20 protein-coding genes and 1 riboswitch are annotated in these 24,779 nt (G+C 73.5%); of the genes, 5 read left to right on the top strand and 15 right to left on the bottom strand.

All coding sequences use genetic code 11. The features are described 5' to 3' along the window. Nucleotides 1–268: 268 nt before the first annotated feature. Together IEY93_RS31575 and IEY93_RS31570 are read right to left on the bottom strand one after the other, a co-directional pair. Nucleotides 269–520 carry a hypothetical protein gene (locus IEY93_RS31575; RefSeq protein WP_189166809.1) on the bottom strand — a complete coding sequence of 84 codons (252 nt, stop codon included), beginning with the start codon at nucleotides 518–520 and terminating at the stop codon, nucleotides 269–271. Continuing rightward, nucleotides 510–3,407 carry a type 2 lanthipeptide synthetase LanM family protein gene (locus IEY93_RS31570; protein ID WP_189166808.1) on the bottom strand — a complete coding sequence of 966 codons (2,898 nt, stop codon included), beginning with the start codon at nucleotides 3,405–3,407 and terminating at the stop codon, nucleotides 510–512. Before IEY93_RS31570 ends, IEY93_RS31575 begins: the two co-directional genes overlap by 11 nt. 426 nt (nucleotides 3,408–3,833) lie before the next feature. Here IEY93_RS31570 and IEY93_RS31565 point away from each other — a divergent pair, with 426 nt between their 5' ends. Next, nucleotides 3,834–4,670 (top strand): cobalt-precorrin-6A reductase, encoded by an 837-nt coding sequence (locus IEY93_RS31565; protein ID WP_229691641.1) that lies wholly within the window; start codon nucleotides 3,834–3,836, stop codon nucleotides 4,668–4,670. Nucleotides 4,671–4,733: 63 nt separating this feature from the next. Here the strand turns inward: IEY93_RS31565 and IEY93_RS31560 are convergent, their stop codons facing one another. From IEY93_RS31560 to IEY93_RS31515, 9 genes are all read right to left on the bottom strand, one after another. Continuing rightward, nucleotides 4,734–6,815 (bottom strand): precorrin-2 C(20)-methyltransferase, encoded by a 2,082-nt coding sequence (locus IEY93_RS31560; protein WP_443728963.1) that lies wholly within the window; start codon nucleotides 6,813–6,815, stop codon nucleotides 4,734–4,736. Between the two features lie 7 nt (nucleotides 6,816–6,822). Beyond that, the gene (locus IEY93_RS31555) at nucleotides 6,823–7,449 is read right to left on the bottom strand and encodes a precorrin-8X methylmutase (protein WP_189166827.1); all 627 of its coding nucleotides are present in this window, start codon (nucleotides 7,447–7,449) and stop codon (nucleotides 6,823–6,825) included. 34 nt (nucleotides 7,450–7,483) lie between these two features. Continuing rightward, nucleotides 7,484–8,239, bottom strand: coding sequence for a precorrin-4 C(11)-methyltransferase (gene cobM, locus IEY93_RS31550; protein WP_189166807.1), 756 nt, complete (start codon nucleotides 8,237–8,239; stop codon nucleotides 7,484–7,486). A gap of 79 nt (nucleotides 8,240–8,318) precedes the next feature. Then, nucleotides 8,319–9,749 carry a precorrin-6y C5,15-methyltransferase (decarboxylating) subunit CbiE gene (cbiE, locus tag IEY93_RS31545; protein ID WP_189166806.1) on the bottom strand — a complete coding sequence of 477 codons (1,431 nt, stop codon included), beginning with the start codon at nucleotides 9,747–9,749 and terminating at the stop codon, nucleotides 8,319–8,321. A gap of 79 nt (nucleotides 9,750–9,828) precedes the next feature. Then, nucleotides 9,829–11,376 carry a cobyrinic acid a,c-diamide synthase CobB gene (locus tag IEY93_RS31540; RefSeq protein WP_229691640.1) on the bottom strand — a complete coding sequence of 516 codons (1,548 nt, stop codon included), beginning with the start codon at nucleotides 11,374–11,376 and terminating at the stop codon, nucleotides 9,829–9,831. Then, a complete protein-coding gene (cobO, locus tag IEY93_RS31530; protein ID WP_189166805.1) occupies nucleotides 11,370–11,972 on the bottom strand; it encodes a cob(I)yrinic acid a,c-diamide adenosyltransferase in 603 nt (200 codons plus the stop codon). The genes IEY93_RS31540 and cobO overlap by 7 nt, the downstream gene beginning before the upstream one ends. A gap of 57 nt (nucleotides 11,973–12,029) precedes the next feature. After that, the gene (locus IEY93_RS31525) at nucleotides 12,030–14,414 is read right to left on the bottom strand and encodes a VWA domain-containing protein (protein WP_189166804.1); all 2,385 of its coding nucleotides are present in this window, start codon (nucleotides 14,412–14,414) and stop codon (nucleotides 12,030–12,032) included. Nucleotides 14,415–14,654: 240 nt separating this feature from the next. Then, nucleotides 14,655–15,419, bottom strand: a complete 765-nt coding sequence (locus IEY93_RS31520) for a CbtA family protein (protein ID WP_189166803.1) — start codon at nucleotides 15,417–15,419, stop codon at nucleotides 14,655–14,657. 22 nt (nucleotides 15,420–15,441) lie between these two features. After that, nucleotides 15,442–15,654, bottom strand: a complete 213-nt coding sequence (locus IEY93_RS31515; protein ID WP_189166802.1) for a CbtB domain-containing protein — start codon at nucleotides 15,652–15,654, stop codon at nucleotides 15,442–15,444. A gap of 34 nt (nucleotides 15,655–15,688) precedes the next feature. After that, a riboswitch (cobalamin riboswitch) is annotated at nucleotides 15,689–15,801 on the bottom strand. Between the two features lie 256 nt (nucleotides 15,802–16,057). Here IEY93_RS31515 and IEY93_RS31510 point away from each other — a divergent pair. Further along, nucleotides 16,058–16,639, top strand: a complete 582-nt coding sequence (locus tag IEY93_RS31510) for a histidine phosphatase family protein (protein WP_189166801.1) — start codon at nucleotides 16,058–16,060, stop codon at nucleotides 16,637–16,639. A gap of 36 nt (nucleotides 16,640–16,675) precedes the next feature. On the opposite strand, the gene IEY93_RS31505 is transcribed toward IEY93_RS31510, so the two are convergent. The 3 genes from IEY93_RS31505 to IEY93_RS31495 are packed head-to-tail and all read right to left on the bottom strand — an operon-like array spanning nucleotide 16,676 to nucleotide 19,251. Next, nucleotides 16,676–17,503, bottom strand: coding sequence for a MetQ/NlpA family ABC transporter substrate-binding protein (locus IEY93_RS31505; protein WP_189166800.1), 828 nt, complete (start codon nucleotides 17,501–17,503; stop codon nucleotides 16,676–16,678). 54 nt (nucleotides 17,504–17,557) lie between these two features. Continuing rightward, nucleotides 17,558–18,196 (bottom strand): methionine ABC transporter permease, encoded by a 639-nt coding sequence (locus IEY93_RS31500; protein WP_189166825.1) that lies wholly within the window; start codon nucleotides 18,194–18,196, stop codon nucleotides 17,558–17,560. 14 nt (nucleotides 18,197–18,210) lie between these two features. Beyond that, complete coding sequence (locus tag IEY93_RS31495; RefSeq protein WP_189166799.1) at nucleotides 18,211–19,251, bottom strand: methionine ABC transporter ATP-binding protein; 1,041 nt, start codon at nucleotides 19,249–19,251, stop codon at nucleotides 18,211–18,213. Between the two features lie 559 nt (nucleotides 19,252–19,810). Between IEY93_RS31495 and IEY93_RS31490 the strand changes: the two genes are divergently transcribed. Both IEY93_RS31490 and IEY93_RS31485 read left to right on the top strand, forming a co-directional pair. Continuing rightward, complete coding sequence (locus tag IEY93_RS31490; RefSeq protein WP_189166798.1) at nucleotides 19,811–21,493, top strand: GAF domain-containing SpoIIE family protein phosphatase; 1,683 nt, start codon at nucleotides 19,811–19,813, stop codon at nucleotides 21,491–21,493. A gap of 204 nt (nucleotides 21,494–21,697) precedes the next feature. Continuing rightward, on the top strand, nucleotides 21,698–21,928 hold the full coding sequence (locus IEY93_RS31485; protein WP_189166797.1) for a hypothetical protein: 231 nt from the start codon (nucleotides 21,698–21,700) through the stop codon (nucleotides 21,926–21,928). Between the two features lie 138 nt (nucleotides 21,929–22,066). Here the strand turns inward: IEY93_RS31485 and IEY93_RS31480 are convergent, their stop codons facing one another. Beyond that, nucleotides 22,067–22,672 carry an ATP-binding protein gene (locus IEY93_RS31480; RefSeq protein WP_189166796.1) on the bottom strand — a complete coding sequence of 202 codons (606 nt, stop codon included), beginning with the start codon at nucleotides 22,670–22,672 and terminating at the stop codon, nucleotides 22,067–22,069. Nucleotides 22,673–22,968: 296 nt separating this feature from the next. Here IEY93_RS31480 and IEY93_RS31475 point away from each other — a divergent pair, with 296 nt between their 5' ends. Beyond that, nucleotides 22,969–24,345 (top strand): NsdA family TPR-like regulatory protein, encoded by a 1,377-nt coding sequence (locus IEY93_RS31475; protein ID WP_189166795.1) that lies wholly within the window; start codon nucleotides 22,969–22,971, stop codon nucleotides 24,343–24,345. Nucleotides 24,346–24,779: the final 434 nt, after the last annotated feature.

Genomic DNA, 24,779 nt, shown 5'->3' with positions numbered 1-24,779 from the left:
TGCCGCCATGTCACGAAATATACTGTTTTAGTAGGCGGTGTATAGCGATCCGGTCGACGGTGTCGTCCTTCCCACCGGCCGGCCTCGCGCCCGTACGCACCCGCCGCCGTCGTCCGGCGAGCCGACCACGCGTGTCCCCCCGTGGTCGGCCCGCTTTCAGCGGGTACCGCAGGCGGCTGTCGCCGTACGCGGCGGCCGGCACCGCGTGCCCGGGCGCCGCCGTCTCCGGCGAGCCGGGCACAAGGGTCACCCGGCGGCCGGTCCGGCGTCAGCTGGTGCTGATGGTCACCGGGTTGACGGTGTCCTCGTTCCCCGCCGCCAGCACCGCGTGCGCGTGCGCCGCCGTGTCCGGCGAGCCGAACGCGAGGGTCGCCCCCGCGGCCAGCCCGGTCAGCACCAGGGCCCGGGTCACCGGAGACACCCCGGCCACCCTGATCATGATCTCTCCGGCCGGCTTGCCCAGCCGCTCCTGCCACGACGGTGCCGCGCTCTCGGCGGTCACGTTGTTCTCAAAGTCCACGGGTCTCTCCTTCAACAGTGGGCTTCAGCAGGAGCACCGAAGCCGTTCTTTCGGGCAGGGCCAGCCTGAGCAGTCCGTGGCCGATGCCGGCCAGACCGTCGAGCAGGCCCGGTGTGGGCGCGTGGCGGGGAGTGCCGCACAGCGCTCCGTGGGTGTCCAGCGAGGCCAGCAGCCTGCCCGCGTGGCGGCGCAGTGACCGTTGTGCCCCCGTGTCCCCCCTCTTGGCGAGGGCGCTCATCGCCTCCAGGCGTCCCGTCTCGCCGTGGCACAGGCCGTGCCCGCCGAGCGGAACGTCTGCGGCGGGGCGACCGGCGGTGTCGCCCGGCATCGCCGCGTCGGCCAGGGCCAGGCGCACTCCCGCCCGGCCATGGCACCAGGTGCCCCCCTCGGTCACCTGCGCGGCGGCGCCCGTGAGCAGGCGGGCGCCCTCCAGGCTCGGCCCGTTCCTGACCAGGGCCCATCCGACGCCGGCCGCGCCGAACGCGAACCCCGGCGGCAGCGCGGCCGAGGGGGCCGCCGCCGTCAGGCGCTCGGCGCACGCCTCCGCCACGCGACCGGCCGCCGCCGACCCCGTGCCGTCGCGGACGGCGAGCATCGCGGCCAGGCACCCCGCCAGGCCGTCGTGGACGTCCAGCGGCGCCTCGTCGGTGACCGCCGCGCCCGCAGCGGCCACCGCGGGCTCCACCCAGCCCGCCACCTCGCCGTCGCCGAGCAGCACGCCGAGTTGCGACAGGCCGTAGGCGATGCCGCCCAGCCCGCCGAACCCGCCGCACCCCACCGCGCGCAGCAGGGCGTCGTGCGCGGTGATCTGCTCCAGCAGGCGGGGCAGCGGTTCCACCGCCATCCGGGCGAAGTCCAGATAGCGGGAGATGCCGGTGGCCCGGCTGGCCTGCGCCAGGAACAGCGCGACGCCAAGGTACCCGGTGGCCAGGCCGCCCCCCAGCGGCATGACCGACCACTGGCCGTGCTCCAGCGGCTCCAGGCCCAGCCAGTTGACCGTCCGGCCCTCGCGGTGCGCGGTGGCGCACAGCCGGTCGGCGATGCCCCGTGCCGCGGCCACCAGCGCCTCTGGATGAGGAACCATGGCCTGCAGCGGCGCGTCGGACGGCTCCCCCGGCTCGTGCCGCCCGTTCCCGACATTCCGGTCGTTTCCGCCGGTCCTGGCGGTCACCCTGGCCGCCATCGAGGCCTGGATGAGCCATTCCTGGTGGTCCCGGTCGACCGCGCCCATGCGTGCGAGCTTGGCCGCGACGACGTCCAGCCCGCTCTGCGCCGGGCGCCACGACAGCGGCCTTCCCCCGCTGTCGCGGATCTCCGCGATGCCCGGCTTCGCACTGAAGCAGGGGATGTCCCCCGCCCACAGGTCCGCCCGTTCGGCCGGCGCCGCCGCCGACCGCGCCGGGTCTCCGGCCGACACGCTGTCCAGTACGCCGAACACCGCGTCCCGCTCGGCGGCCGACCGTACGACATCGGGGTGCGTCGACTCGGTCAGCAACTCGGCGTAGAACCGGGTGGGCCGGAGCAGCACCCGTACCTCGGCCTGCGCGAACCGCGCCAGCGGCCCACACAGGAACTCCTCCCGCCCCGCCGCGATGGCGTCGTAGGCCCGGCGGAACCCGGCCAGCAGACTCGGCACGTGGTCGCCCGGGTCGGCGTCCACCCCGTTCAGCCGCGGACGGTTGACGCCCCCGGTGAACCGGGCGACCCCGCGCACCAGCCGCATCGTGTCCGTCCCGTCCCCCTCCCACACCGGGGTGGAGAACGGATACACCCCGTCCTTGTCACCGCCGAGCCCCGAGATGTCCAGCGCCCCCTGGTCGCCGACCATCACCTTCGGCAGCAACGCGGTGCGCTGGACGGAGTCCCGCAGCGCGGTCAGCGCCGGGTCGGCGGACGCCTCCATGGGCAGCGCCGGGTGGAACAACGTCTCCACGTCCACCAGCACGGGCTGGCCCGCGCAGGCGACGAGGTTCTCGTAGTGCACGTCGATGGCGTTGACCGCGTACAGCAGCGCGAGCAGGGCACCCGCGCGCAGGTAGAACCGCTCCACCTCGGCCGCGTCGGCGCACGGCGCGGCCGGCACGAACTCGCTCCAGCCGTAGCCGTCCCGGCACAGCGCCCTCGGCGTGCGCAGGTCGAGGCCCGGCACGCGCTCGTTGAGCCAGCCGAGCACCTCGGCGAAGCGCAGGTGCGCCTCGACCGGCCGCGGCCGGTAGACGACCTTCGCCCCGCCGGACAGGCTCAGCACGGCGACCGCCCGGCCGTCGTGATGGGTGTCGCCCGTCGCGGTGAACTCCACCAGGTCCCCGGCGTCGGCACCCACCAACTCGCGCAGGTGGGTGCGGTCGCCCGCGAACCGGGTCAGCAGTTCCAGCCCGCCCCGCACCGCCTGGTCGGCGGTCTGGTCGAGCAGCCGGCCCAGTACGGGATAGTCCACCAGCAGCGCAACGAGCCCTCCCCCCTCGCCGATCTGGCCGACGAAGTGGGCGAACCGCTCGGCGGGGGTGCCGCCGGCCAGCTCTCCTCTGACCCGCCGGGCGTTCAGCTCGAACACCAGCACGCGGGAGGCGATCCGGGTCAGCCGGGCCGACAGGTCGGCGGCGAACCGCTTCCTGATCGAGTCGAGCCGAAGCCCGCCTAGCCCGTTGAGCTCGCGGAGCTCGCGGAGCTCGGTGTCCAGACCCGCGGCGCCGGCGACCAGACGGTCCGCCGCGTGACCGACGAGCGGCCGCAGGGCGTCCGAAAGGCCCGCCGTCCGCCCGGTGGAGCCCTCCGGCAGGTCCGGGACGGCCTCCAGGGCGGCGTTCCAGGCGGGAGGACGCGCCGCGTCCCCGGCCGGGGCCGGAGGCTGGGGCGGCTCTGTGACGCACTGGCTGGATCGGTTCACGGCGTTGAGTATCGCGTCCCCGCGCGACCCGCGACATGGGGGCGATGCCCCCATATTTCTCCTACGCCCCCACCGCCACCCCCATACATTCCCCGGTGGACTCTCCACGAACGTTCACCGGGCCGGACGCCGTAGCCGGCGCCGGCATCGCGGCACCACGGCCCGCCGGCCCGGGGTCGCGCGAACACACCGGCACATGGCCGAAGAGCGGAGCCGCGCCCGGCGAACGTACGTGGTCACCGCACCAGCCCACCGCCCCCCTCACACCGGCCCGCAAAGAACGTCACCCCCACCGGCCCGGGGAGAATTGTCACCCCCACATCGGCTCAAGGAGAACCGCCACTGCCGCACCGGCTCAAGGAAAACCGTCACCCCCGCACCGGCTCAGGGAGAATAGTGGCGCACTTGAAGGGAGGGCCAGGGACCGTGGACGATCGGCGCGCAGGAGTGGCGGGGACCGTTCTGGTCCTGGGGGGCACCGGGGAGGCCCGGGGGCTGGCCGCCGAGCTGGCCGGGCGGCCCGGGGTACGGGTGGTGTCGTCGCTGGCGGGGCGGGTGACCGACCCGAAGCTGCCCGAGGGCGAGGTGCGCGTCGGCGGGTTCGGCGGGCCCGAGCGCATGGCCACCTGGCTCGGCGAACACGAGGTGCGCGCGGTGGTGGACGCCACGCATCCGTTCGCCGAACGGATCACCGCCTCCGCCGTCCGGGCATGCGCCGCGGCGGGCGTGCCGCTGCTGGTGCTCCGCCGCCCCGGATGGACGCCCGAGCCGGGAGACGACTGGCACTGGGTGACGTCCCTGACCGAGGCGGCCCACGCGCTGCCGGCGCTCGGCGAGCGGGTCTTCCTCACCACCGGGCGGCAGGGGCTGCCCGCGTTCGCCGACCTGGACGAGTCGTGGTTCCTCATCCGTACGGTGGACCCGCCCGAGCCGCCGCTCCCCCGCCGCCACCACCTCCTGCTCGACCGCGGGCCGTACACGGTGACGGGCGAGCGGGCGCTGATGCGCGCCCACGGCATCGGCGTGCTGGTCACCAAGGACAGCGGAGGCACCATGACCGCGGCCAAACTGACGGCCGCCCGCGAACTCGGCCTCCCCGTCGTCATCGTCCGCCGCCCGCCCCTCCCCACCCCGCCGACCGGCGGCATGCACACCGCCACGACCATCCCCGACGCCCTGACCTGGCTCGACACCCTCTCCATCGGCCGTGCGCACCGGACGTGCGGCGACGAAGGAGCACAGCCTCGCTTGCTGCGAGGATGACGGCCCCTGTGCCCCCGTTCCGGCAGGACCGCCCGGCTCAGGCCGGAGGGTCAGGCCGGAGGGTCAGGCGGGGTAGCGGCGCGGGGTGAAGACCACGGGGCGGCCGTGCCGCTCGACGACGCGGGTCGTGGACGAGCCGACGATCAGCAGGCAGCGCATGTCGACGTGGGCCGGGTCCAGTTTGGCCAAGGTGGTGACGCGCAGGCTCTCACCGGGCCGGCCGGCGTCCCGTCCGATCACCACGGGGGTGTCCGGCGCTCGGTGCTCCAGCAGCAGGTCGCGTGCCGCGGTCACCTGCCAGGTGCGGGCACGCGACGCCGGGTTGTAGATCGCCAGCACCAGGTCGGCGCGCGCCGCGGCGGTGAGCCGCCCGGCGATCACCTCCCAGGGCTTGAGCCGGTCGGACAGCGAGACCACGCAGTAGTCGTGCCCCAGTGGCGCCCCCGCCCGCGCGGCGACCGCCTGCGCCGCGGTCAGCCCGGGCACCACGCGCACCGGCACCCCGGCGAACCGGTCGGCGCCGGCGACCTCCAGGACGGCGCTCGCCATGGCGAACACCCCGGGATCTCCCGAGGACACCACGGCCACCCGCGACCCGGCCGCGGCGAGTTCCAGGGCGTGCGCGGCCCGTTCGGCCTCCACCCGGTTGTCCGAGGCGTGCCGGCGCTGCCGCGGGTTGGGCGGCACCCGGTCGAGGTACGGCCCGTATCCCACCAGGTCGTCCGCGGTGGCCAGCGCGTCCTGCGCCTCGGGGGTGAGCCAGGCGCGACCGCCGGGCCCGAGCCCCACGACCACCACCTCCCCCCGCCCGCCACCCGCTTCGCCGACCCCACCACCGTCAATTCCGCCGTCCGCGCCGCCATGCGGCCGGCCGTGCGCACCGTCGTGCGGCACGCCGTGCGGTCGGCCGACCGCCTCGTCGTGCGCCCCCCTTGGCCGGCCGTCCAGTCCGCCGGGCGCCTCAACGGCCGCCACGCGGCGCGGCTCGCCGGCCGCTCTCGACGTGGCCTGGCCACCGGCCGCCACCGTTGCCGCTTCGCTCCAGTTCTCCGCGGTCTTCCGGTGGGAGGTCGCGTACCCGGCCTGCCTTCTGTCGCGCACGGAGCCGTCCTCGCCCTTCGTTCGCATGGCGGCGACCAGCGGGTCCTGACCTGGGGCCCCGTTTGCGACGGCCACCCCGACCCCCGCGCCCCTCGCGAGGGCCGGACGGCTTGCGGGCTGGGCCGCCGGGCTGGGGAGGACCGCGATGGAGAAGTACGGCACCTCCGCAGGGTCCACCTCGGCGAGCGGGGCGACACGCTGACGGCCCGTGCTGGCCCGCTCCACGTACCAGGCCTCCGCCAGCCGCCCCGACCGGGCCAGCGCCTCGCGCACCGAGCCGAAGGTACGCCCGAGCTTCAGGACGGCGGCCGGCCCGCCGGCGGCGAGCCGGTCGGCGAGGACGTCGGCCGGCAGCGTTCCCGGCAGGACGGTCAGCGTCTCCTCCCCCTCCACCAGGGGACGCCCGAGCGCCGCCGACGCCGCGCTCACCGAAGTCACCCCCGGGACGACCTCGGCCGGGTACCGGTGGGCGAGCCGCTTGTGCAGGTGCATGTACGAGCCGTAGAAGAGCGGATCGCCCTCGCACAGCACGACCACGTCCCGTCCCGCGTCGAGGTGGGCGGCGAGCCGTCGGGCGCAGGTGGCGTAGAACTCGTCGATCGCGCCGCGGTAGCCGCCGGGGTGGTCGGTCGTCTCGGTGGTGACCGGGTAGATCAGCGGCTCCTCGATCTGGCCGGCCCGCAGGTAGGGCTCGGCGACGCCGCGCGCGATGCTGCGGCCGTGCCGGGCGCTGTGGTAGGCGATCACGTCCGCCGCCCCGATCAGCCGTACGGCCTTCAGCGTCACCAGCTCCGGATCACCGGGCCCCAGCCCGACCCCCCACAGACGTCCCACCGCCCGCACCGCGTCACCCATCTCCGCGAAGTCACCGGCCTGCACGGGTTCACCCGCCCCCATCGGGTCACCCGTCTCCACGGGTTCACCGGTCTGCACGGGCTCAGCCGTCTCCGCCGGGTCGGCCGTCTCCATGGGGTCGACCGGCTTCACCGGTTCACCTGCCCCGATGGACCCGCCCACCTGCCCGGTCGCGCGCAGGTCACTCATAGCCCGATCACTCTTCCTCGCTCGCGATCGCGTTGACGGCGGCCGCCGCCATCGCGCTTCCGCCCCGGCGCCCGCGCACGATCAGGTACGCGAGGCCGCCATGTTCGGCCAGGGCCTGTTTCGACTCGGCGGCACCGACGAACCCGACCGGGACGCCGAGCACGGCCGCCGGCCGTCCCGCGCCCTCGGCCACCAGTTCCAGGAGCCGGAACAGCGCGGTCGGCGCGTTGCCGACGGCCACCACGGCCCCGTCCAGGCGGTCGCGCCACAGCTCCAGTGCCGCCGCGCTCCGCGTGGTGCCGAGCCTGCGGGCCAGCTCGGGCACCCGCGCGTCGCCGAGCGTGCAGATCACCTCGTTGCGGGCGGGCAGCCGCCGCCGGGTCACCCCGGAGGCCACCATGGCCGCGTCGCACAACACCGGCGCCCCGGCCAGCAGCGCCGTCCTCGCCCGGGACACGACGCCGGGCGACCAGGCCAGATCGTCGACCAGGTCGACCATCCCGCACGCGTGGATCATGCGGACGGCGACGCGGGCGACATCGTCCGGCAGCCCCGCCAGCCGGGCCTCCGCCCGGATCGTCGCGAACGACCGCCGATAGATCTCACCCCCGTCCCGCTCGTACTCGTACGCCACGGCACCTCCCTCTCCGGCGAAGGGCACCCGCTGCTCAGAGGGCGGATCGGTCACGGAGCCGCTCCCGGGAGTACAGGTGGCTGTCGGGGAACTCCGAGGCCGTGAGAACGGCCCCCACGACGATCACCGCGGTGCGGACGATCCCCGCCTCGCGAACCCGCTCCGCGATGTCGCCGAGAGTGCCGCGCAGCACGATCTCGTCGTCGCGGCTCGCCCGGGCGACGACGGCGACCGGGCAGCCGGCGCCGTAGCCGGGGACCAACTCGGCCACGACGGCCTCGATGCGCTGTACCGCAAGGTGCAGCACCATGGTCGACCGGCTCAGACCGAGCGTGGCCAGGTCCTCGCCCTCCGGCATCGGAGTGGCGCGGGCCGACGTACGGGTGAGGACCACGGTCTGGCCCACCCCGGGCACGGTCAGCTCCCGGCCGAGTGACGCCGCGGCCGCCGCGAACGCGGGCACGCCCGGCGTGACGTCGTACGCGACCCCGGCCGCGTCCAGGCGGCGCATCTGCTCGGCCATGGCGCTGAAGATCGACGGGTCGCCCGACTGCAGCCGCGCGACATCCCGCCCTGCGGCGTGCGCGTCGAGCATCTCGGCGACGATCTCGTCCAGCGTCAGCCGGGCCGTGTCGACCAGCCTCGCCCCCGTGGGCGCGTACGCGAGGAGTTCCTCCGGCACCAGGGAACCCGCGTACAGGCACACCGGCGAGGCGGCGATCAGGTCGCGCCCGCGCACGGTGATGAGATCGGCCGCACCGGGCCCGGCTCCGATGAAATGCACGGTCACGCCGTCGTTCCTTCCTCCGCCCGGTCCCTCCGGGCGCGTCTCCACCGGCCGTGGCCGGCCATCGAACAGGTCGCCCCGGTCATGGCCGGACCGCCGTCCAGAGGGTGACCGGCATCGCGGGACGCCAGGCGGTGAAGCCACCGATCCGGCCCGCGCGCTGGATCGACACCCGCGTGAGATCGCCGCCCGCCCTGGCGTGCCAGGAGGCCACGACGGCCTCCGACTCGACGGTCACCGCCGCCACCACCAGCCGGCCACCGGGGCGCAGCGCGTCCCAGCAGGTCTCCACCAGGCCGGGGACGGTCGCGCCGCCTCCGACGAAGACGGCGTCCGGCGCCTTCAGTCCGGCCAGGGCCGCCGGGGCCGTACCCGTGACGACGCGCAGGCCAGGGACGCCCAGGGACGCGGCGTTACGCGTGATGCGCTCCGCGCGATCGGCCCGCGCCTCGACCGCGATCGCCCGGGAGCCGGGTGCGCCGCGCATCCACTCGATGCCGATGCTGCCCGCGCCCGCCCCGACGTCCCACAGCAGCCGGCCCGGCAGCGGCGCGAGCGACGCGAGCGCCACGGCCCGCACCTCCCGCTTGGTGAGCTGCCCGTCGTGCTCGTACACCTCGTCCGGCAGCCCGGCGACGAAGGACGACGGCACCGGTACGCAAGCCCCGCCGGGCACCACGCCGGACTCGCCGCCGCAGACCGAGCCAGACACCACACCAGAAGCCGAGCCGGGCACCACGCCGCACGTCCGGCCTGAAGCCGAGCAAGGCACCACGCCAGACGTTGAGCCGGAGGCCACGCTGGAGACCGAGCCGGGCGTCGGGCGGAGTTCCAGGGCGATGATGTTCAGGGAATCGACGGATTCCGCCCACTCGTCCACCCGATCCGCCGCGCCTGCGAGGACGCGCTCCGCGGGCCCGCCGAGCTGTTCCAGCACGGTCATCGCGGTCGCGCCGTACCCGCGGGCGCACAGCAGGCCGGCCACGAGGCGCGGAGTCGCCGCGCCCGCGCTCAGCACCAGTACGCGCCCACCCGGCCGCAGCAAGCGGTTCAGCGATTCGAGCGGACGGCCGACCAGGCTGGCGACCGGGGTGTCCTCGACCGGCCACCCCAATCGGGCGCAGGCCAGCGAGACCGACGACGGGTGCGGCAGTATCCGCACCCGTCCGATGCCCAGCAGCCGGACGAGCGTCGTGCCGACACCGTGGAACATGGGGTCGCCGCTCGCCAGTACGCAGATCCGCCGGCCCGCGTGCCGGGACAGCAGCTCGCGGACGGCGGGGAGCATCGGCGAGGGCCAGGCGAGGCGCTCGGCCCGCACGCCGGGCGGTACGAGCGCGAGCTGCCGGGCGCCGCCGATGAGCACCTCCGCCGCGTCGATCTCGGCGCGTGCGGTGGGCGGCAGCCCGTCCCAGCCGTCCGCGCCGATGCCGACAACGGTGACCGCGCACCCCGCGGGCACGTCCGGAGACACCGCCGCCGGACCCGCGTCGGCAACGTGGTGTGCCTGCATCGAGGCCATGTGTCCTGCGCCGGGCGCGGGTGTGGGGTGGCACGGGCGTCCGCTCTGCTCCGCGCGGCCGGCCAAGAGGTCATCGGCGGGCATCGGCGACCAGCCTCGGGGCGAGATGCGGGCTGCCCGCCCAGTGCAGATGCAGGTAGGACGCGGCCAGCCGGCGACCGCCGTACCCGTCGGCGCCGCCCCGCCACCGGAACAGCGGCGCGAGATCCCCGGCGGCGACGACCCGCGTGCGGTGGAACTCGTGGCCCCGGTACCGCTCGCCCTCGCGGGTCAGCACCGAGTCGCGCACGGCCACGGCGTCGCGGTACCCGAGCGTCAGCCGGTCGGTCATCGTGCCGGCGGCGTCCAGCAACCCGCACATCGGCAGCCCGTCGAGCTCGCGGCAGAGGTAGAGCAGGCCGGCGCACTCGGCGACGACGGGCCCGGCGAACGCGGCCACCGCCCGGCGGAGCGGTTCGTTCGCCGACAGCTCCGCCGCGTACACCTCGGGGAAGCCGCCGGGCAGGACGACCGCGCCCGTCCCTTCCGGAAGGCTCTCCTCGCGCAGGGGGTCGAACGCGGCGACGGTCCCTCCGGCGGCCTGGATCAGCTCGGCCTGCTCGGCGTACCCAAAGGTGAACGCCCTCCCACCGGCCACCGCGACCACCACCTCCCCGCCGCCGTACGCACGCCCGTCCTCGGCGTGGGGTTCCGGCGCGCCGAGGGCCGGGACGAGGTGCGCGACGGCCTCGTGCGGGTCCCAGGGGGATGCGGCGAGGCGGGGGGCGCTGTGCGCGAGGCGGGCGAGGGCGGCGAGGTCGCAGGTGGCGGCCACCAGCTCTCCCATCGCGGCCACGGCCGCGCTCGCGGCGGTCGCCCGTTCGGCCACCGGCACCAGGCCGAGGTGCCGGGACGGCGTCCGCGCCACTTCGGTACGCGGGATCGCGCCGAACACCTCGACGCCCGTGTCGGCGAGCGCGTCCCGGCAGATCCGCTCGTGCCTGGGCGAGCCGACCCGGTTGAGGATCACCCCGCCGATCCGGACCTGGGTGTCGTACGCGATGAACCCGTGGACGAGCGCCGCCACGGACCTGCCCTGCCCGGACACGTCCACCACAAGAACGACCGGAGCCGAAAGCAGCCGTGCGACATGCGCCGTGGACGCCACGTCGTCCACCCGATCCGCTTCGGATGTGATCACCTTCTCCCTCGCGGACGCGGCCGGATGCCGCGCGCCGCCGGTGCGGACCTGGTGCTCTCCGGAGGCGGCGACCTGGTCCGTCCTGGGCTCGACGGAGTGGTGCGTCCCGGACGTGGCCGGGTGGTCGTCCGCCGGGGTCGCGGCGCCGTCGAACAGGCCCATGACGCCCTCGATGACCGCGATGTCCGCCCCGGCGGCGCCGTGCAGGAACAGCGGGGCGATCAGGTCGGCGCCGACCAGCCACGGGTCGAGGTTGCGCCCGGGACGGCCGGTGGCCAGGGAGTGGTACCCGGGATCGATGTAGTCGGGCCCGGCCTTGTGCGGTGAGACCGCGAGCCCCTGCGCGGCGAACGCGGCCATCAGCCCGGTGGCCACCGTGGTCTTGCCCGCGCCTGACGACGGCGCCGCGATGACCAGCCGGGGAAGCGCGGTCACCATTCGATGCCCTTCTGACCCTTCTGTCCCGCGTCCATCGGGTGCCGGACCTTGGTCATCTCGGTGACCAGGTCGGCGACCTCCAGCAGGCGCGGGTGCGCGTCCCGCCCGGTGATCACGACGTGCTGGCCGCCGGGGCGGGCGGCGAGCGCGGCGGCGACGTCCTCGACGTCGATCCAGCCCCATTTGATCGGATAGGTGAATTCGTCCAGCACGTACAGCCGGTACGTCTGCGCGGCCAGGTCCCGCTTGATCTGCGCCCAGCCCTCGCGCGCGTCGGCCGCGTGGTCCTCCTCGGTCCCGCCCTTCCTGACCCAGGACCAGCCGTCGCCCATCTTGTGCCAGGCCACGGTGCCGCCCTCCCCGGACGCGCCGAGTACCGCGAGGGCACGTTCCTCCCCGACGCGCCACTTGGCGGACTTGACGAACTGGAACACGCCGATCGGCCAGCCCTGGTTCCACGCCCGCAGGGCCAGCCCGAAGGCGGCCGTCGACTTGCCCTTACCGGGCCCGGTGTGCACCAGGACGAGCGGGCGGTTGCGGCGCTGCCGCGTCGTCAGGCCGTCGTCCGGCACCTGTTCCGGTTTCCCCTGCGGCATCCTCAGCCTGCCTTTCCCCTGGTCGGCGCGGCAGCCCTGGGGCGGTCCGCCCGCATGTCAGGCCGCCTTCCGTCGTTCGCGGACGAGATCGCGCAGCCCGCCGGCCGCCAGGTCCGCCAGGTGGACGGACTCTCCGCGCAGGAGTGCCGCGAGGCGCGCGGCGAGCCCCAGCCGTACCGGGCCGGTCTCGCAGTCGACCACCACGGCGGCGACGCCCCTGAGCGGCGCGGCGGCGCGGCGCACGTCCCCCTCGGTGCCCGCGGTGGCGCGCCCGTCGGTGACCACGACGAGCAGCGGCCTGCGCGAAGGGTCGCGCAGGCGTTCCGCGCGGACCACCCCGGCGGCACGGCGCAGCCCCTCGGCGAGCGGCGTGCGCCCTCCGGTCGGCAGGTCGCGCAGCCGGGCCGCTCCCGCCTCCACCGACGAGGTCGGCGGCAGGACCAGCTCGGCGCCGGCCCCGCGGAAGGTGACCAGGCCGATCTTGTCGCGGCGCTGGTAGGCGTCCAGCAGCAGGCTCAGTACGGCTCCCTTGACCGCTCCCATGCGGCGGCGGGCCGCCATCGATCCGCTCGCGTCCACGACGAACAGCACGAGGTTGCCCTCCCGTCCTTCGCGTACCGCCTCGCGGACGTCGGCGCGCCGGATGACCAGCCCGGGCCCGGTCCTGCCGCGTTCCCGCTGGTACGGGGCGGCGGCGCGGACCGTCGCGGTCAGATGCGGGACACCGGGACGGCCGGACGGCACCCGTGCCCCGGTGACCCGTCCATGCGAGGTGCGCGCGCGTGACCGGCGTCCGGGGGCGCCGGTACCGAGCCCGGGGACGGTGAGCGCCCGTACCCGGTACGGGTCCCCGGGCGGCGCGGCCGGCTGTCCTGGAACGTCCGCCGCCGCACCGTTCGGTGCCGCCGCCGCTCCCGGCCGGACGTCCTGCCCCTGACCCGTACCGTCCTGCTGAACCCGGCCGGGGTCTTGCTCCCGGCCTTGCTCGTGGTCCCGGCCTCGGTCTCGCTCCGGGCCGTGATGGAGATCGTCGTCGGCCTGAGATCGATCACGTCCCTGGCCCGACGCTCGGCCGTGGGGCACGGTTGATTCCGGCAGCGGGTCCTGCCGTCGGTCGGCGTCCGTCCCGCGATCGGACGACGTCCCTGGCACCGCCTCGGAGCCGTCTTGGCCACCACCGGGAGGCCCCGGATCCGGGTCGTCGTCCAGGCCGGAGGCGGCGTCGCGGAGCAGGTCGTCCAGTTCGTCCTCGTTCAGGCCGGGCGCGTCGAACGGGTCGCGCCTGCGCCGGTGCGGCAGAGCGAGCCGGGCGGCCTGCCGGATGTCCTCCTCGGTGACCCGGATGTCCCCCCGCCAGGCCGCGTGCGCCGCCGCGGCGTGCGCGGTGATCAGGTCGGCGCGCATTCCGTCCACGCCCAGACCGGCGCACACCGTGGCGATCGTGCGCAGGGCGGCGTCCGGCAGCTGAATGCGGGCCAGGCGTGCCCTCGCCTCGGCGATGCGCGCGGCCAGGGCCCGCTCCTCCTCCCGCCACCGCCGGACGAAGCCGTCCGGGTCGTCCTCGAACGCCAGCCTGCGCCGCACGACCTCGGCACGCTCGGCCGGATCCCGGGAGGCCACGACCTCAACGGTCAGGCCGAAGCGGTCGAGGAGCTGGGGACGCAGCTCGCCCTCCTCGGGGTTCATCGTGCCCACCAGGAGGAAGCGCGCCGCGTGCCGCACCGACACGGTGTCGCGCTCCACGTAGCAGGTGCCGAGGGCGGCGGCGTCCAACAGCAGGTCCACGAGATGGTCGTGCAGCAGGTTGACCTCGTCCACGTACAGGACGCCCCGGTGGGCCGCCGCGAGCAGACCCGGTTCGAACGCTTTGACGCCCTCGGTCAGCGCCCGTTCCAGGTCCAGCGCGCCGGCGAGGCGGTCCTCGGAGGCGCCGACCGGCAGTTCCACCAGCCGGGCCGGCCGGACGACCGCGGACGCCTCGTCACGCGAACCCTCCAGAGAACGCGGACCGTCCTGGAAGCGCGGACCGTCCTGGGAACGCGGTACGTCGGAATCGTGCGGGCCATCTTGGGCACGCGGACCGTCCACGGAGCGTGGACCTTCCGAATGGTGTGGTCCGTCCAGGTGATGCGGGCCGTCCGGGCAGCCGGGGTCCGGTGCGGCCGGGTCACAGGAGAACCTGCATCGCGCGACGACCGCGACCGGCGGGAGCAGCGCGGCCAAGGCCCGGACGATCGTCGACTTGGCCGTCCCCTTCTCCCCGCGGACCAGCACACCGCCGGTACGCGGGGACACCGCGTTGAGGATCAGCGCCAGCTTGAGGTCGTCGTGGCCCACGACCGCGGTGAACGGATAGTGCGCGACCCCGGCGGAACCGGCGGGCTCCGCCGGGCGGGCAGCTTGCGGAGTGTGACGTACGGCCGTCGTGGGCCGGTCCGGCATGTCAGATGGTCCTTCCAGCGGCGCCCACGCCGGAGCCGACGGGGCCGGCGGGCACCGGACGAGGGAGATCGGCTCAAGCGGTGGACAAGGCGTTGGCCCGGAAATTGCTCAGGCGGTGGACGGGACGTTCACCCAGGAGCGCTCAGGCAGTGGACAAGGCGTTCACCTAAGAGCGCTCACGCGGTGGACGAGGCGTTCGCCCGGAGATCGAAGGGGTGGACGCGTTCGCCCGGGGGGCGCTCAGACGGTGGACGGGGCGTTCGCCCTGATAGCGGACGGGGTGAGCAGTCGTTCGGCGAGCAGGCCGAAGAACAGCCCCATACCGCTCCACAGCAGGGCATGGGTGCCGATCGACGCGAGCCGGAACCGCCACAGCAACCCCGCGGGGAACTCCGCGGGCAGTTCCTCGACTCCTGGCATCAGCAGCGCGGCGGCGGTCACCGCGGCGAGGAAGGCGACCACGGCGAGGACCGCCGCGTCCGCGTTGCGGTACCGGCGCGCCAGCCACCGCTCCAGCAGCACCGCGCCCACGCCGAGCAGGACGACGATCGTCACGAAGGTGACGTACAGGGCGGTGCGCCGGCCGATGGTGTCCGGGTGGCCGACCGCCGGCGGGTTGGCGGGGTACTTCAGGAACGGGACCAGGCTCACCGTGACGAACGCGCCCACGGCGAGCAGGGCGGCCGTGGCCCTGGCTCCGAACGCGCCCAGCCGCCCGTACACGAGGGCGAACACGAGCGCGAAGATCCCGCCGACGGCGACGCCGTAGACGCCGACGGCCGCGGCGAGCCCGATGGTGGACTGGACGGTCCGGCTGACCGGGCCGTCATCGGCCCCGGCCTCGGGAACGGTGGCCACGGGGTCATGCCCCCCGTGCGGGGTGTGGCCTTCGAGGGCGATGGCCGCCCCGACCTGGGGCTCGCCGAAGATCCAGGCGAACACCAGGGCGAGGGCGGCGGCGGCGAGGCCCGCGAGCATGCCGCGGACCAGCAGGTTCTTGACCATGCTGTGAGTACCGGTCGCCGGGTCAGTGGCAGGGGAAGCCGAGGAGGTGACGCCCGTCGTGGACGAACTCGTGGACGAGGTCGCCGGAGATCAGCGAGGTCGCTCCCTGCTCCGCGCCGACGAAGTAGATCAGGGCGAGGGCGAGCACGCCGGCGAAGATCGCCCAGGGCAGTACGTCGCGGACGGGGATGCTGAGCGGAACAGACCGGGGGTGAGAAATGGCAGGCTGGGCCATGGAAGTCGCCTCCTTGGGATCACGCGTCCCTGTGGATGGGGCTGCGACGACGGAGGGTCTGACTTCCGGTCCCGCGGGACCGGTCACAGTGGCGCGGCCGTGCCAGAATTTCGCTGGCTTCCCCACACCGTCAACGATGTCGCTTGGACGGTACGCGGGAACGGCCACCCCGTCAATGCGGCGAATCCGACAAACCCCCCTTCCGTCCACCAGAAAACACGCCCGACGACCGCCCGAATCGCCCTGGTCGGCCACGGCCCATCAGAAGCGCGCCGACGGCCGACGCTCCCGCTCGACGACAGAAAGCACCCACGACGACCGTCCGAATGACCCTGCTCTGGCACGGTTCAACGGAAGTACACCGGCGAGCGGCATCCCCACCCGACGACAGAGAGCACGCACGATGACCGTCCGAATCACCCTCGTCTGCCACGGTTCCACGGAGGCACTCCGGCGAGCGGTGTTCCCCACCGACGACGACGGGCTGGACGAGGGCGGCCACCGCGACACCGCCCGTGCCGCCCCTTCGTTCGCCTCCCCCGGGCGACCGGAAGGCGTCGTCCTGTGCGGGCCCGCACGCCGCTGCCGGGAGACGGCGGAGGGCCTGGGCCTGGCCGCCGCGGTCGTGGACGATCGGCTGCGCGACCGCGACCACGGCCGGTGGGCCGGCCGCAGCCTGGCGGAAATCCAGGCGGAGGACCCTGCGGGGCCGGCCGCGTGGCTCACCGACCCGGCGGCCGCCCCGCACGGCGGCGAATCCGTCCTCGCCCTGGTCGAGCGGGTCGCCGCCTGGCTCGCCTCCCGCCGCGAGCCGTCCGGGCGGGTGATCGCCGTGACTCACCCCGATGTGATCAGAGCCGCCCTCGTCCACGTCCTGGACGCGGCCACCACGGCGTTCTCCGCCATCGACGTCGAACCCCTGGCCACCGTCCGGCTCACCACCGCCGGCGGCCGCTGGCGCCTCCGCTTCCCCCGCCCCACCTGACGCCCGCCCACCACGACGCGTCCGCAGGGGGTGGCGTCAGCCGGTCGCGGAGATGACCGAGCCCTTGTAGGTGTCCTCGATGAACTTCTTCACCTCGGGGCCCGCGAGGAGCTGCGCCAGCTTCTTGATCTGGGGGTCGTTCTCGTGGCCCTTGAGGACGACCAGGCCGTTCGCGTAGGGGTTGTTCTCGGCCTTCTCCAGCACCAGGGCGTCGGAGGCCGGGGTGAGCTTCGCCTCCAGCGCGTAGTTCCCGTTGATGACGGCGGCGTCCACGTCCTCGAGGGAGCGCGGAAGCTGGGCGGCCTCCAGCGGCTTGAACTCGAGCTTCTTCGGGTTGTCCGCCACGTCCCGCTCGGTGGCGGCGGTGCCGACGCCCGGCTTGAGCTTGATCAGGCCGTTATCCTCCAGCAGCTTCAGCGAACGGCCGAGGTTGGTGGCGTCGTTGGGCACCGCCACGGTCGCCCCGGAGGCCAGCTCGCCGGCGCTCTTGACCTTCCGCGAGTACAGGCCGAGCGGCTCCAGGTGGACCGCCTGGACGAAGGTCAGCTCGGCGCCGCCCTTGGACTTCAGGAAGTCCGCGAGGTAGGGCCGGTGCTGGAAGTAGTTGGCGTCCAGCCTGCCCTCCTGGAGCTGGACGTTCGGCTGGACGTAGTCGGTGAACTCGACGATGTCCAGCTTGAGCCCGGCGGCGGGGGCCAGCTTGTCCTTGACGTACTTCAGGACCTCGCCGTGCGGCACAGGGCTGACGCCGACCGTCAGCACGTCGTCACCGGCGGCGGCCGGCTCGGAACCGCCCTGCCCGCCGCACGCCGCGACCGTCAGGGCGAGCACGGCGGTGGCCACGACTCCGATCAACTTACGCATCCGGACTTCTCCTTCTCATCGGGACATTCCATTCACAGGGGTTCGCGAGCGGGCTCACTTGTGGGACAGCCGGCGGGCCACGAGGTCGCCGACGCTCTGCACCACCTGCACGACCACCACGAGCAGGACGACCGTGACGACCATGACGGCGGTGTCGAAGCGCTGGTAGCCGTACCTGATGGCCAGGTCGCCGAGCCCGCCGCCGCCGATCGCGCCCGCCATGGCCGAGTAGCCGATCAGCGCCACGATGGTCACGGTCAGCCCGGCGACCAGGCCGGGCAGCGCCTCGGGCAGCATCACCCGGCCGATGACGCGCAGGCGGCTCGCGCCCATGGCCTGGGCGGCCTCGACGACCTCCCGGTCCACGCCGCGCAGCGCCGTCTCCACCAGCCGGGCGTAGAACGGCACGGCTCCGAGGGTCAGCGGGACGATGGCGGCGACCGTCCCGATCGTGGTGCCGGTGACCAGGCGGGTGAAGGGCAGGATCGCGACCATCAGCACGATGAACGGCAGCGAGCGGCCGACGTTGACGACCCCGCCGAGCAGGGCCTTCACCGGCGGGACGGGGACGAGGCCGCCGCGGTCGGCGATGACCAGCAGCACGCCCAGCGGCAGGCCGAGGATCAGGGTGAGCAGTGCCGACCAGAACACCATCTGGACGGTCTCGCCGGTCGCCTGCCCCAGGGCTGGCATCAACTCGTCCGCGTTCACCGGGCCTCCTCCACGACGCCGGCGGCCTCGATCGGCTCTGCGGTCCCGGTGCCTCCGGCGGACTCGGCGGAGATCTCCTCCGGCCCGGCCTCCTCGACGAGCACGCCGCGGCCGCGCAGGTAGGCGAGCGCGCCCGCGCGGTCGCCACCGTCCAGCCGTACGCGCAGCCGGCCCACCGTGCGGCCGCCGAGCTCCTCCAGCGAGCCGCCGAGCACGTTGACGTCCACCTCGAACCTGCGCACCAGCCCGGAGATCACCGGCTCGTCGGCCCGCCCGGCGAAGGTGAGGGTGACCGTGCCGGACGGCGCCGGCTCGGGCAGCGGGAAGATCTCACGTGTCAGCAGCGAGCCGGGCCGGGCGACGAGTTCCGCCACGGTGCCCGCCTCCGCGATCCGCCCGTCCCGCATGATCGCCACCGAGTCGCAGATGGCCTTGATGACGTGCATCTCGTGGGTGATCAGCATGATCGTCAGGCCCAGCTCGGCGTTGAGGCGCTTGAGCAGGGCAAGGATCGACTGCGTCGTGCCGGGGTCCAGGGCGCTGGTGGCCTCGTCCGACAGCAGCACCTTGGGCCCGGCGGCGAGGGCGCGGGCGATGCCGACGCGTTGCTTCTGCCCTCCGGAGAGCTGCGCGGGGCGGGCCGAGGCCTTGTCCGCCAGCCCGACCAGTTCCAGCAGCTCGCGGACGCGGGCGGCGCGCCGGGTGCGCGGCACGCCTGCCACCTCCAGGGGGAAGGCGACGTTGCCCGCGACCGTACGGGAGGACAGCAGGGCGAAGTGCTGGTGGATCATGCCGATGCCCTGCCTGGCCCGGCGCAGCTCCGCCTGGCCGAGCGTGGTCAGCTCCCGGCCGTCGACGGTCACGGTGCCGGCGGTGGGACGTTCGAGCAGGTTGACACATCGCAGCAGAGTGCTCTTCCCGGCGCCGCTCTGTCCGAGCACGCCGAAGATCTCGCCCTCACGGACGTCGAGGTCGACCCCGTCGAGCGCGACGACGCCGTTGCCGTAGACCTTGCGCAGGCCGGAAACATGTATCACAGGTAGGTTATATCCTGAATTAGGAGGCGGGCGTGCGAAGATAAGAGCCAGAGGGAGAGGCCGGGAGCGCGAGATCTCGCGTCAGACCGGGTGGCGGCGACAGCGGCACATGCACGGCGAACCCATGGCCTCGAGCAATGGCCAGGTCAACGGCAGGGCAGGCGTCACGTCCGGGCCAACCGTTCCACCTGGTCGCACAATTCCCGTAGAGCAGTGTGACACCGGCCACTCGACCCACCCGTTCGCCGGCTCCCGCGCCACACACCGACCAAATCGGCCCTGCTCAAAGCCGCCGGAGTGCGCGTCCGCGAAACCGGTGGCCCGTTCCACAGCACACACCTCAGGCCCACCCGCTGTCGCGTCGTCCCGCCCACCAGGCCGGGCTTGAGGGGTTTTCACGAAAGACGCCGAAGCGTGGGTGCTAATTTACTCTCGGTAGCCGCAGACCTGCGGGGAGAGGGGTCCTCGCACATCGTCGCGGTACCGGACTCGATATCCCTTCTGTCTTCCAGGGGGTCTGGTGGCGCGCACGGCGAGAACAGGGTCACCGGTGGACGACATGACGCGTCCGCATCCGGGGGTGCGGCACCCATCCGGGTACGCCGCCATGCTGCTCGACACCGTCGGCCGGGTCACTCAGTGGCCGGCGGGGGCGGTGCGGCTGTTCGGGCTCCCGCCCGAAAGGGCCGTCGGCCGTCACATCTGCGACCTGCTGCTGCGCGGCACCGCCCGCGAGAGAGTGCGCCACGCACTGGCCGAGGCGGTGGCCGGCCGCGCCTGGAGCGACCTGCTCCCCGCCGAATGCTCGGGCGGGCACCTCCGCGACCTCACCTTCCACTGGGAGCCGCTGGACCTGCCCGGCGTCTGGGGAGCCGTCATGGTCACCGCCACCGACACCGCGCTGTCCCAGGCCCCTCGTCACGACGCCGCGGACGACGCCGCCCGCGAACGCGTGGCCCTGCTCAACGCGCTCAGCGTGCACATCGGCGCCCCGCTCGACCCGCGCCAGGCCGCCGCGGGCTTCGTGGACGTCGCCGTCCCCCGCCTCGCCGACACCGCGAACCTCTACGTCGTCGAGGGGCTGCTCAGGGACGAGGCGCGCCCCCGGCTCGCCGTCGACGGTTCGGTACGCGTCCGCCGGCTCGCCCTCAAGCTCGGCACCCGGCAGACCGACGAGCGCCTGTGGCTGGACGCCTTCCCGCTGGACGAGGTGGTGACCTACCCCGCCTGGCATCCCGCCACCCGCTGCATGACCGGCAACGCCCCGATCCGGTGCACTGCCCCGGAGTTGCGCGTCGAAGACCTCGACCGGGTCGTCGCGGTGCTCGGCGAGCCCGCCGCGCGCTTCCTGGAGATGTCCTCGTTCCTCACCGTGCCGCTGACCGCGCGCGGCATCGTGGTCGGCTTCATCGGACTCACCCGGTTCCCCGACCGCCCTCCCTTCGACGAGCACGACAAGGCGCTCGCCGAAGACCTCGCCCTCCGGGCGGCCATGTCGATCGACAACGCCCGCCTCTACACCCGCCTGAACCGCACGATGCAGGCCCTCCAGCAGAACCTCGCGCCGCCGCCCACGCTCACCGGCCCGCCAGGGCTCGATGTGGCCCACTGCTACCACCCCGCGAGCGAGGAGCGGGTGGGCGGCGACTGGTACGACGTGATCTCGCTGTCGGAGACCCGCATCGCCCTGGTCATCGGGGACGCCATAGGACACGGCCCGGCCGCCGCCGGCGCGATGGTGCAACTGCGCGCCGCGGTGCGCGCCCTGGCCGACAACGACCATCCGCCCGACCAGGTGCTGCGGCGGCTCGACCGCATGGCCGAGGACATGGACTCCATCCAGTGCGCGACGTGCCTGTACGCCGTGGTGGACCTGGCCACCCACACCTGCGCGCTGGCCTGCGCCGGGCACCCGCCCCCCATCCTCGCCGGCCCCGGCGGCGACGCTTCGGTCATCGACCTGCCGCCGGGGCTGGCACTCGGCCTCGGCGACGCGGCCTTCCCCCGGGACTTCACCACCGTCGAGATCAGCCTGCCACCCGGCAGCACCCTCGCCTTCTACACCGACGGCCTGGTCGAGAGCCGCGAGCAGGACATCGACCGCGGCATCGCCACCCTCCGGGACGCGCTCGCCGCGCCACGCGACACACTGGAAGCCACCTGCGAGGCCATCATGACCGCACTCCCCCGCCGGGACGACGACGTGGCCCTCCTCCTCACCCGAACCACACCTCCCTCCTGACCAGGCCAGGCCGTCCCTACACAGGCGAACACCGGCATCAGGTCCGGCTCAGCTTCGCCACTCAGGCCGGGGTGTTCTCCGGCCGATGCGAGCATGCGCCAACGCACGAATCACCCGAAAACAATCTCCTGCACGGCGAAACGACAGGGATGATGGACGCCATGGCATGGCGTCCACGCAGCTCAGCGGCCAACAGGAGGGTCCTTGTCCACCCATCCCGACTCGACCGACACCTCTTACACCCCGAAAGTAGTCAAGCGCGTCATCGGCAGCGATTTCGAGCAGTTCGTTGAACTGGTCCGCGCCGCGGCGACCATAGGGCTGGGCGTCGAACTCGTCAACCGACTCCAGCCCGCACCGCAAGGTGGATTCACCGAAGAGTGGACCATCACCCTCTACAACGAGCCCCCCGGCCGCTCCACCCCCGACCGGTGACCCCACCCTCCCCTAGCCCCACCGCTGCACTACCTCCGGCTCGCGATCCCTGGCACCTGTCCGGTTCCAGGCGGTGAAGGCTCCGTCGCCGCGCCGGCAGGCGAGGCGACGGAGCCACGGCGGCCTCCGCTTCAGCCACTACGTGCGGCATTCTCGGCGGGCCTCCGGCGGGGCAGGGAGGGCGAAGGCGACGGCCTTGCCCGGAGCCCCGGTGCCCGAAAGGGCGACGGAGTGGACGTGGCACCGGCCGCCGGAGAGCCGGTGCGCCAGCAGCAGGCCGCGGCCGTTCTCGGCGAGCAGCGGCAGGCCGATCTCCCGCACCGAACGCAGCAGGTTCAGGATGAGGGCCACCTCGTGGGTGTCGGGGTCACCATCGACGATCTCGCCCCAGGCCGGCACGCCGTCCGCCGTGAAGATCCGCAGCTCGTACGGCGGGCGGCCGTGCCGTTCGGCGTTGGCGGCCAGCTCCGCCACGATCAGCTCGGCGTCCGACACGGCCTCGTCCGCCACCCCGGCCGCCTCCAGCACCTCCCTGATCACCTCCCGTGCCCGCCGGGACGCCGACCCGGGCTGGAGCGTCCGCACCAGCACCCGCACCCGGGCGGCCCCGGGATGCGGCGTGGAGTGCGGACCACCCGGCTCCGGCCAGGCGGATCGCGGTGGCGGTTCTAGCGAAGATCGCTCGGGAACTCCTGGCGTGATGAGGTGGGGGGTGTGCGGGGGGATGCCCTCGACCGGCCGCATTGGCGCGCTCCATTCACTGTCGATTGCCGTGAGAGAAGGAAACGCGCCGAGGGCGGCGAGCTGAACGCCGACAACCGTCCGTACCCGCCGCAGCGGACGATCGGCTGCCCAAGGTGGTCGCCGGGCGACCGTAGGGACACGTCGAAGCGGCCCACCTACCGCCATCCACATACACCTGACCGGCGGGAGGGCGACCCGCCGGAAGGTGGTCGATTGCTGGTCGTTTTCCAGGATGGTGGCGGCGGCCAGGGATCGCTAATGACAATGTGTAGTCATCCGATCACAGGGAGGCGATCGTGGGGGACACGCGGCGACGGCCCGGACGGCCCGAGCTGGTACGAGCTCGCAAGCTGCTCGGCATGAACCAGGAACAGGCCGCCGAAGCGGTAGGAGTCGCCGTCAACACCTGGGCCCGATGGGAACGCGGCGAGCAAGGGGTGCGGGCCTGCTACCGGGCCCGCATCGCCGCCGCGTTCAAGGCCGAACCCGCCCAGGTCGAGGAGTGGATAGAAGGCTCGGCCTTCACCGCGACATCAACCTGGCCGTCCACCGACAGCGCGGGCGACGCGCTGGTGGCTACGGTGAAGGCCGCCGCGCATCTGTGGAGGTTGGAGATGGAACCGTCCCGCCGTCACCTGCTGGCGACGCTGCCCTTCGTCCCCTCGGCCCTGGCCGAATGGCTGGTGTCCTGGAACTACGGCACCCCCACGCCGTCCGCCGCGCACCAAGGCCCCGGACGAGCCGTCGGCCTGGCCGACGTCGAGCGCATCAACCAGGCCCGCGCCGCCTTCAGCCAGATGGACCAGCGCTTCGGCGCCGGACTCGTACGACCCGTGGTGCTGCGCTACCTCAATGAGAACGTGGCACCACTGCTCCGCGGCCGGTACGACGACAAGGTCGGCTCGGCGCTGATGAGCGCCGCGGCCGGCATGAGCTGGATGGCCGGCTGGACCGCCTTCGACATCAACCACCACGGCCAAGCCCAACACCACTTCGGCCACGCCCTCCACCTCGCCAAAACCGCAAACGACCCCCTCACCGGCGCCTGGATCCTGGCCACCTTGACCAGACAGGCCATCCACCTGGAGCAGCCGACCTGGGCCGTCTGGTTGGCTAGGGCTGCCGTGGACACCGCCCGCCGGGCCGGCGCGCCTCCGCGTGCCATGTCGCTGGTCCTGGTCAGGGAGGCATGGGCCACCTCGTTGCAGACCAAGCCCGCAGAGACCGCCGACCGCCATAGCGCGAAGAAGATCGAACGGCTGCTCGCCGAAGCCGAGCGCGCCCATGAGCAAGGCACCTCCGACCGAGACCCCACCTGGACCGCCCTGTACGAGGTGGCCGAGTTGGACGCCCAGGCGGGGCGCTGCTGGAGTTTTCTGGGCGAGCACCAGCGGGCGGCGGACCGCGCAGAGAAGGCCGTACGCGAGTTCAAGGACCGGGTGCCACGGACCGCCCAGTTCAACCAGATCCACGCCGCCGAGGCCTACCTCGGCATGGGAGAGCTGGAGCAGGCCCTCACCTGCGCCCGCGCCGCCATCCCGCTGACCAAGAGCCTCACCTCCAACCGCTCAACCGACCTCATGCACCAGTTCGCCGAACGCCTGGAGCCGTACGCCGACACGGTCATGGTCCGAGAGTTCCGTGACCACCTGAAGGCCGAACTCGCCGCCTGACCAGGAGGCCTCACGTCAGGGTCCGTACCCGCCGGCTCCGCGACAACATCGGAGTAGCGAGAAGGACGTCACACGGGTCTGCAAGCCGTTCGGCGATCGCAACCGGGGATACGAAGAGCCGGCAGGCGACCACAGCCGGGGATACGGCCTGCCTCCGCGCGGAGAGTCCGAGCCGGCCCGGGTGCACCATTGCCTGCGTACGTCCGGCCCGGCGGGCTGTGTGCGGGAAGCCCTGCACGTGTGGTGGGCGTCATCTGGGTGCGAGAAAGCTTGAGCAGCACGATGCTTGGACGACCGAGGGCCGACCGGCTTCGGTCCTGTCGATGCGGCAAGAGAGGTCAAATATGACGACGCTCGAGGAGAACTTATCCGACACTTCCGTGGTGAGCGCTCCGCGTCAGAGGCGCGGTAAGGCGCTCATGACCGCGCTCGCC

This window comes from Sphaerisporangium melleum (assembly GCF_014646695.1).
In the GTDB taxonomy this organism is placed as follows: Bacteria; Actinomycetota; Actinomycetes; order Streptosporangiales; family Streptosporangiaceae; genus Sphaerisporangium; species Sphaerisporangium melleum.
This window is presented reverse-complemented; position numbering and strand designations above follow the sequence as displayed.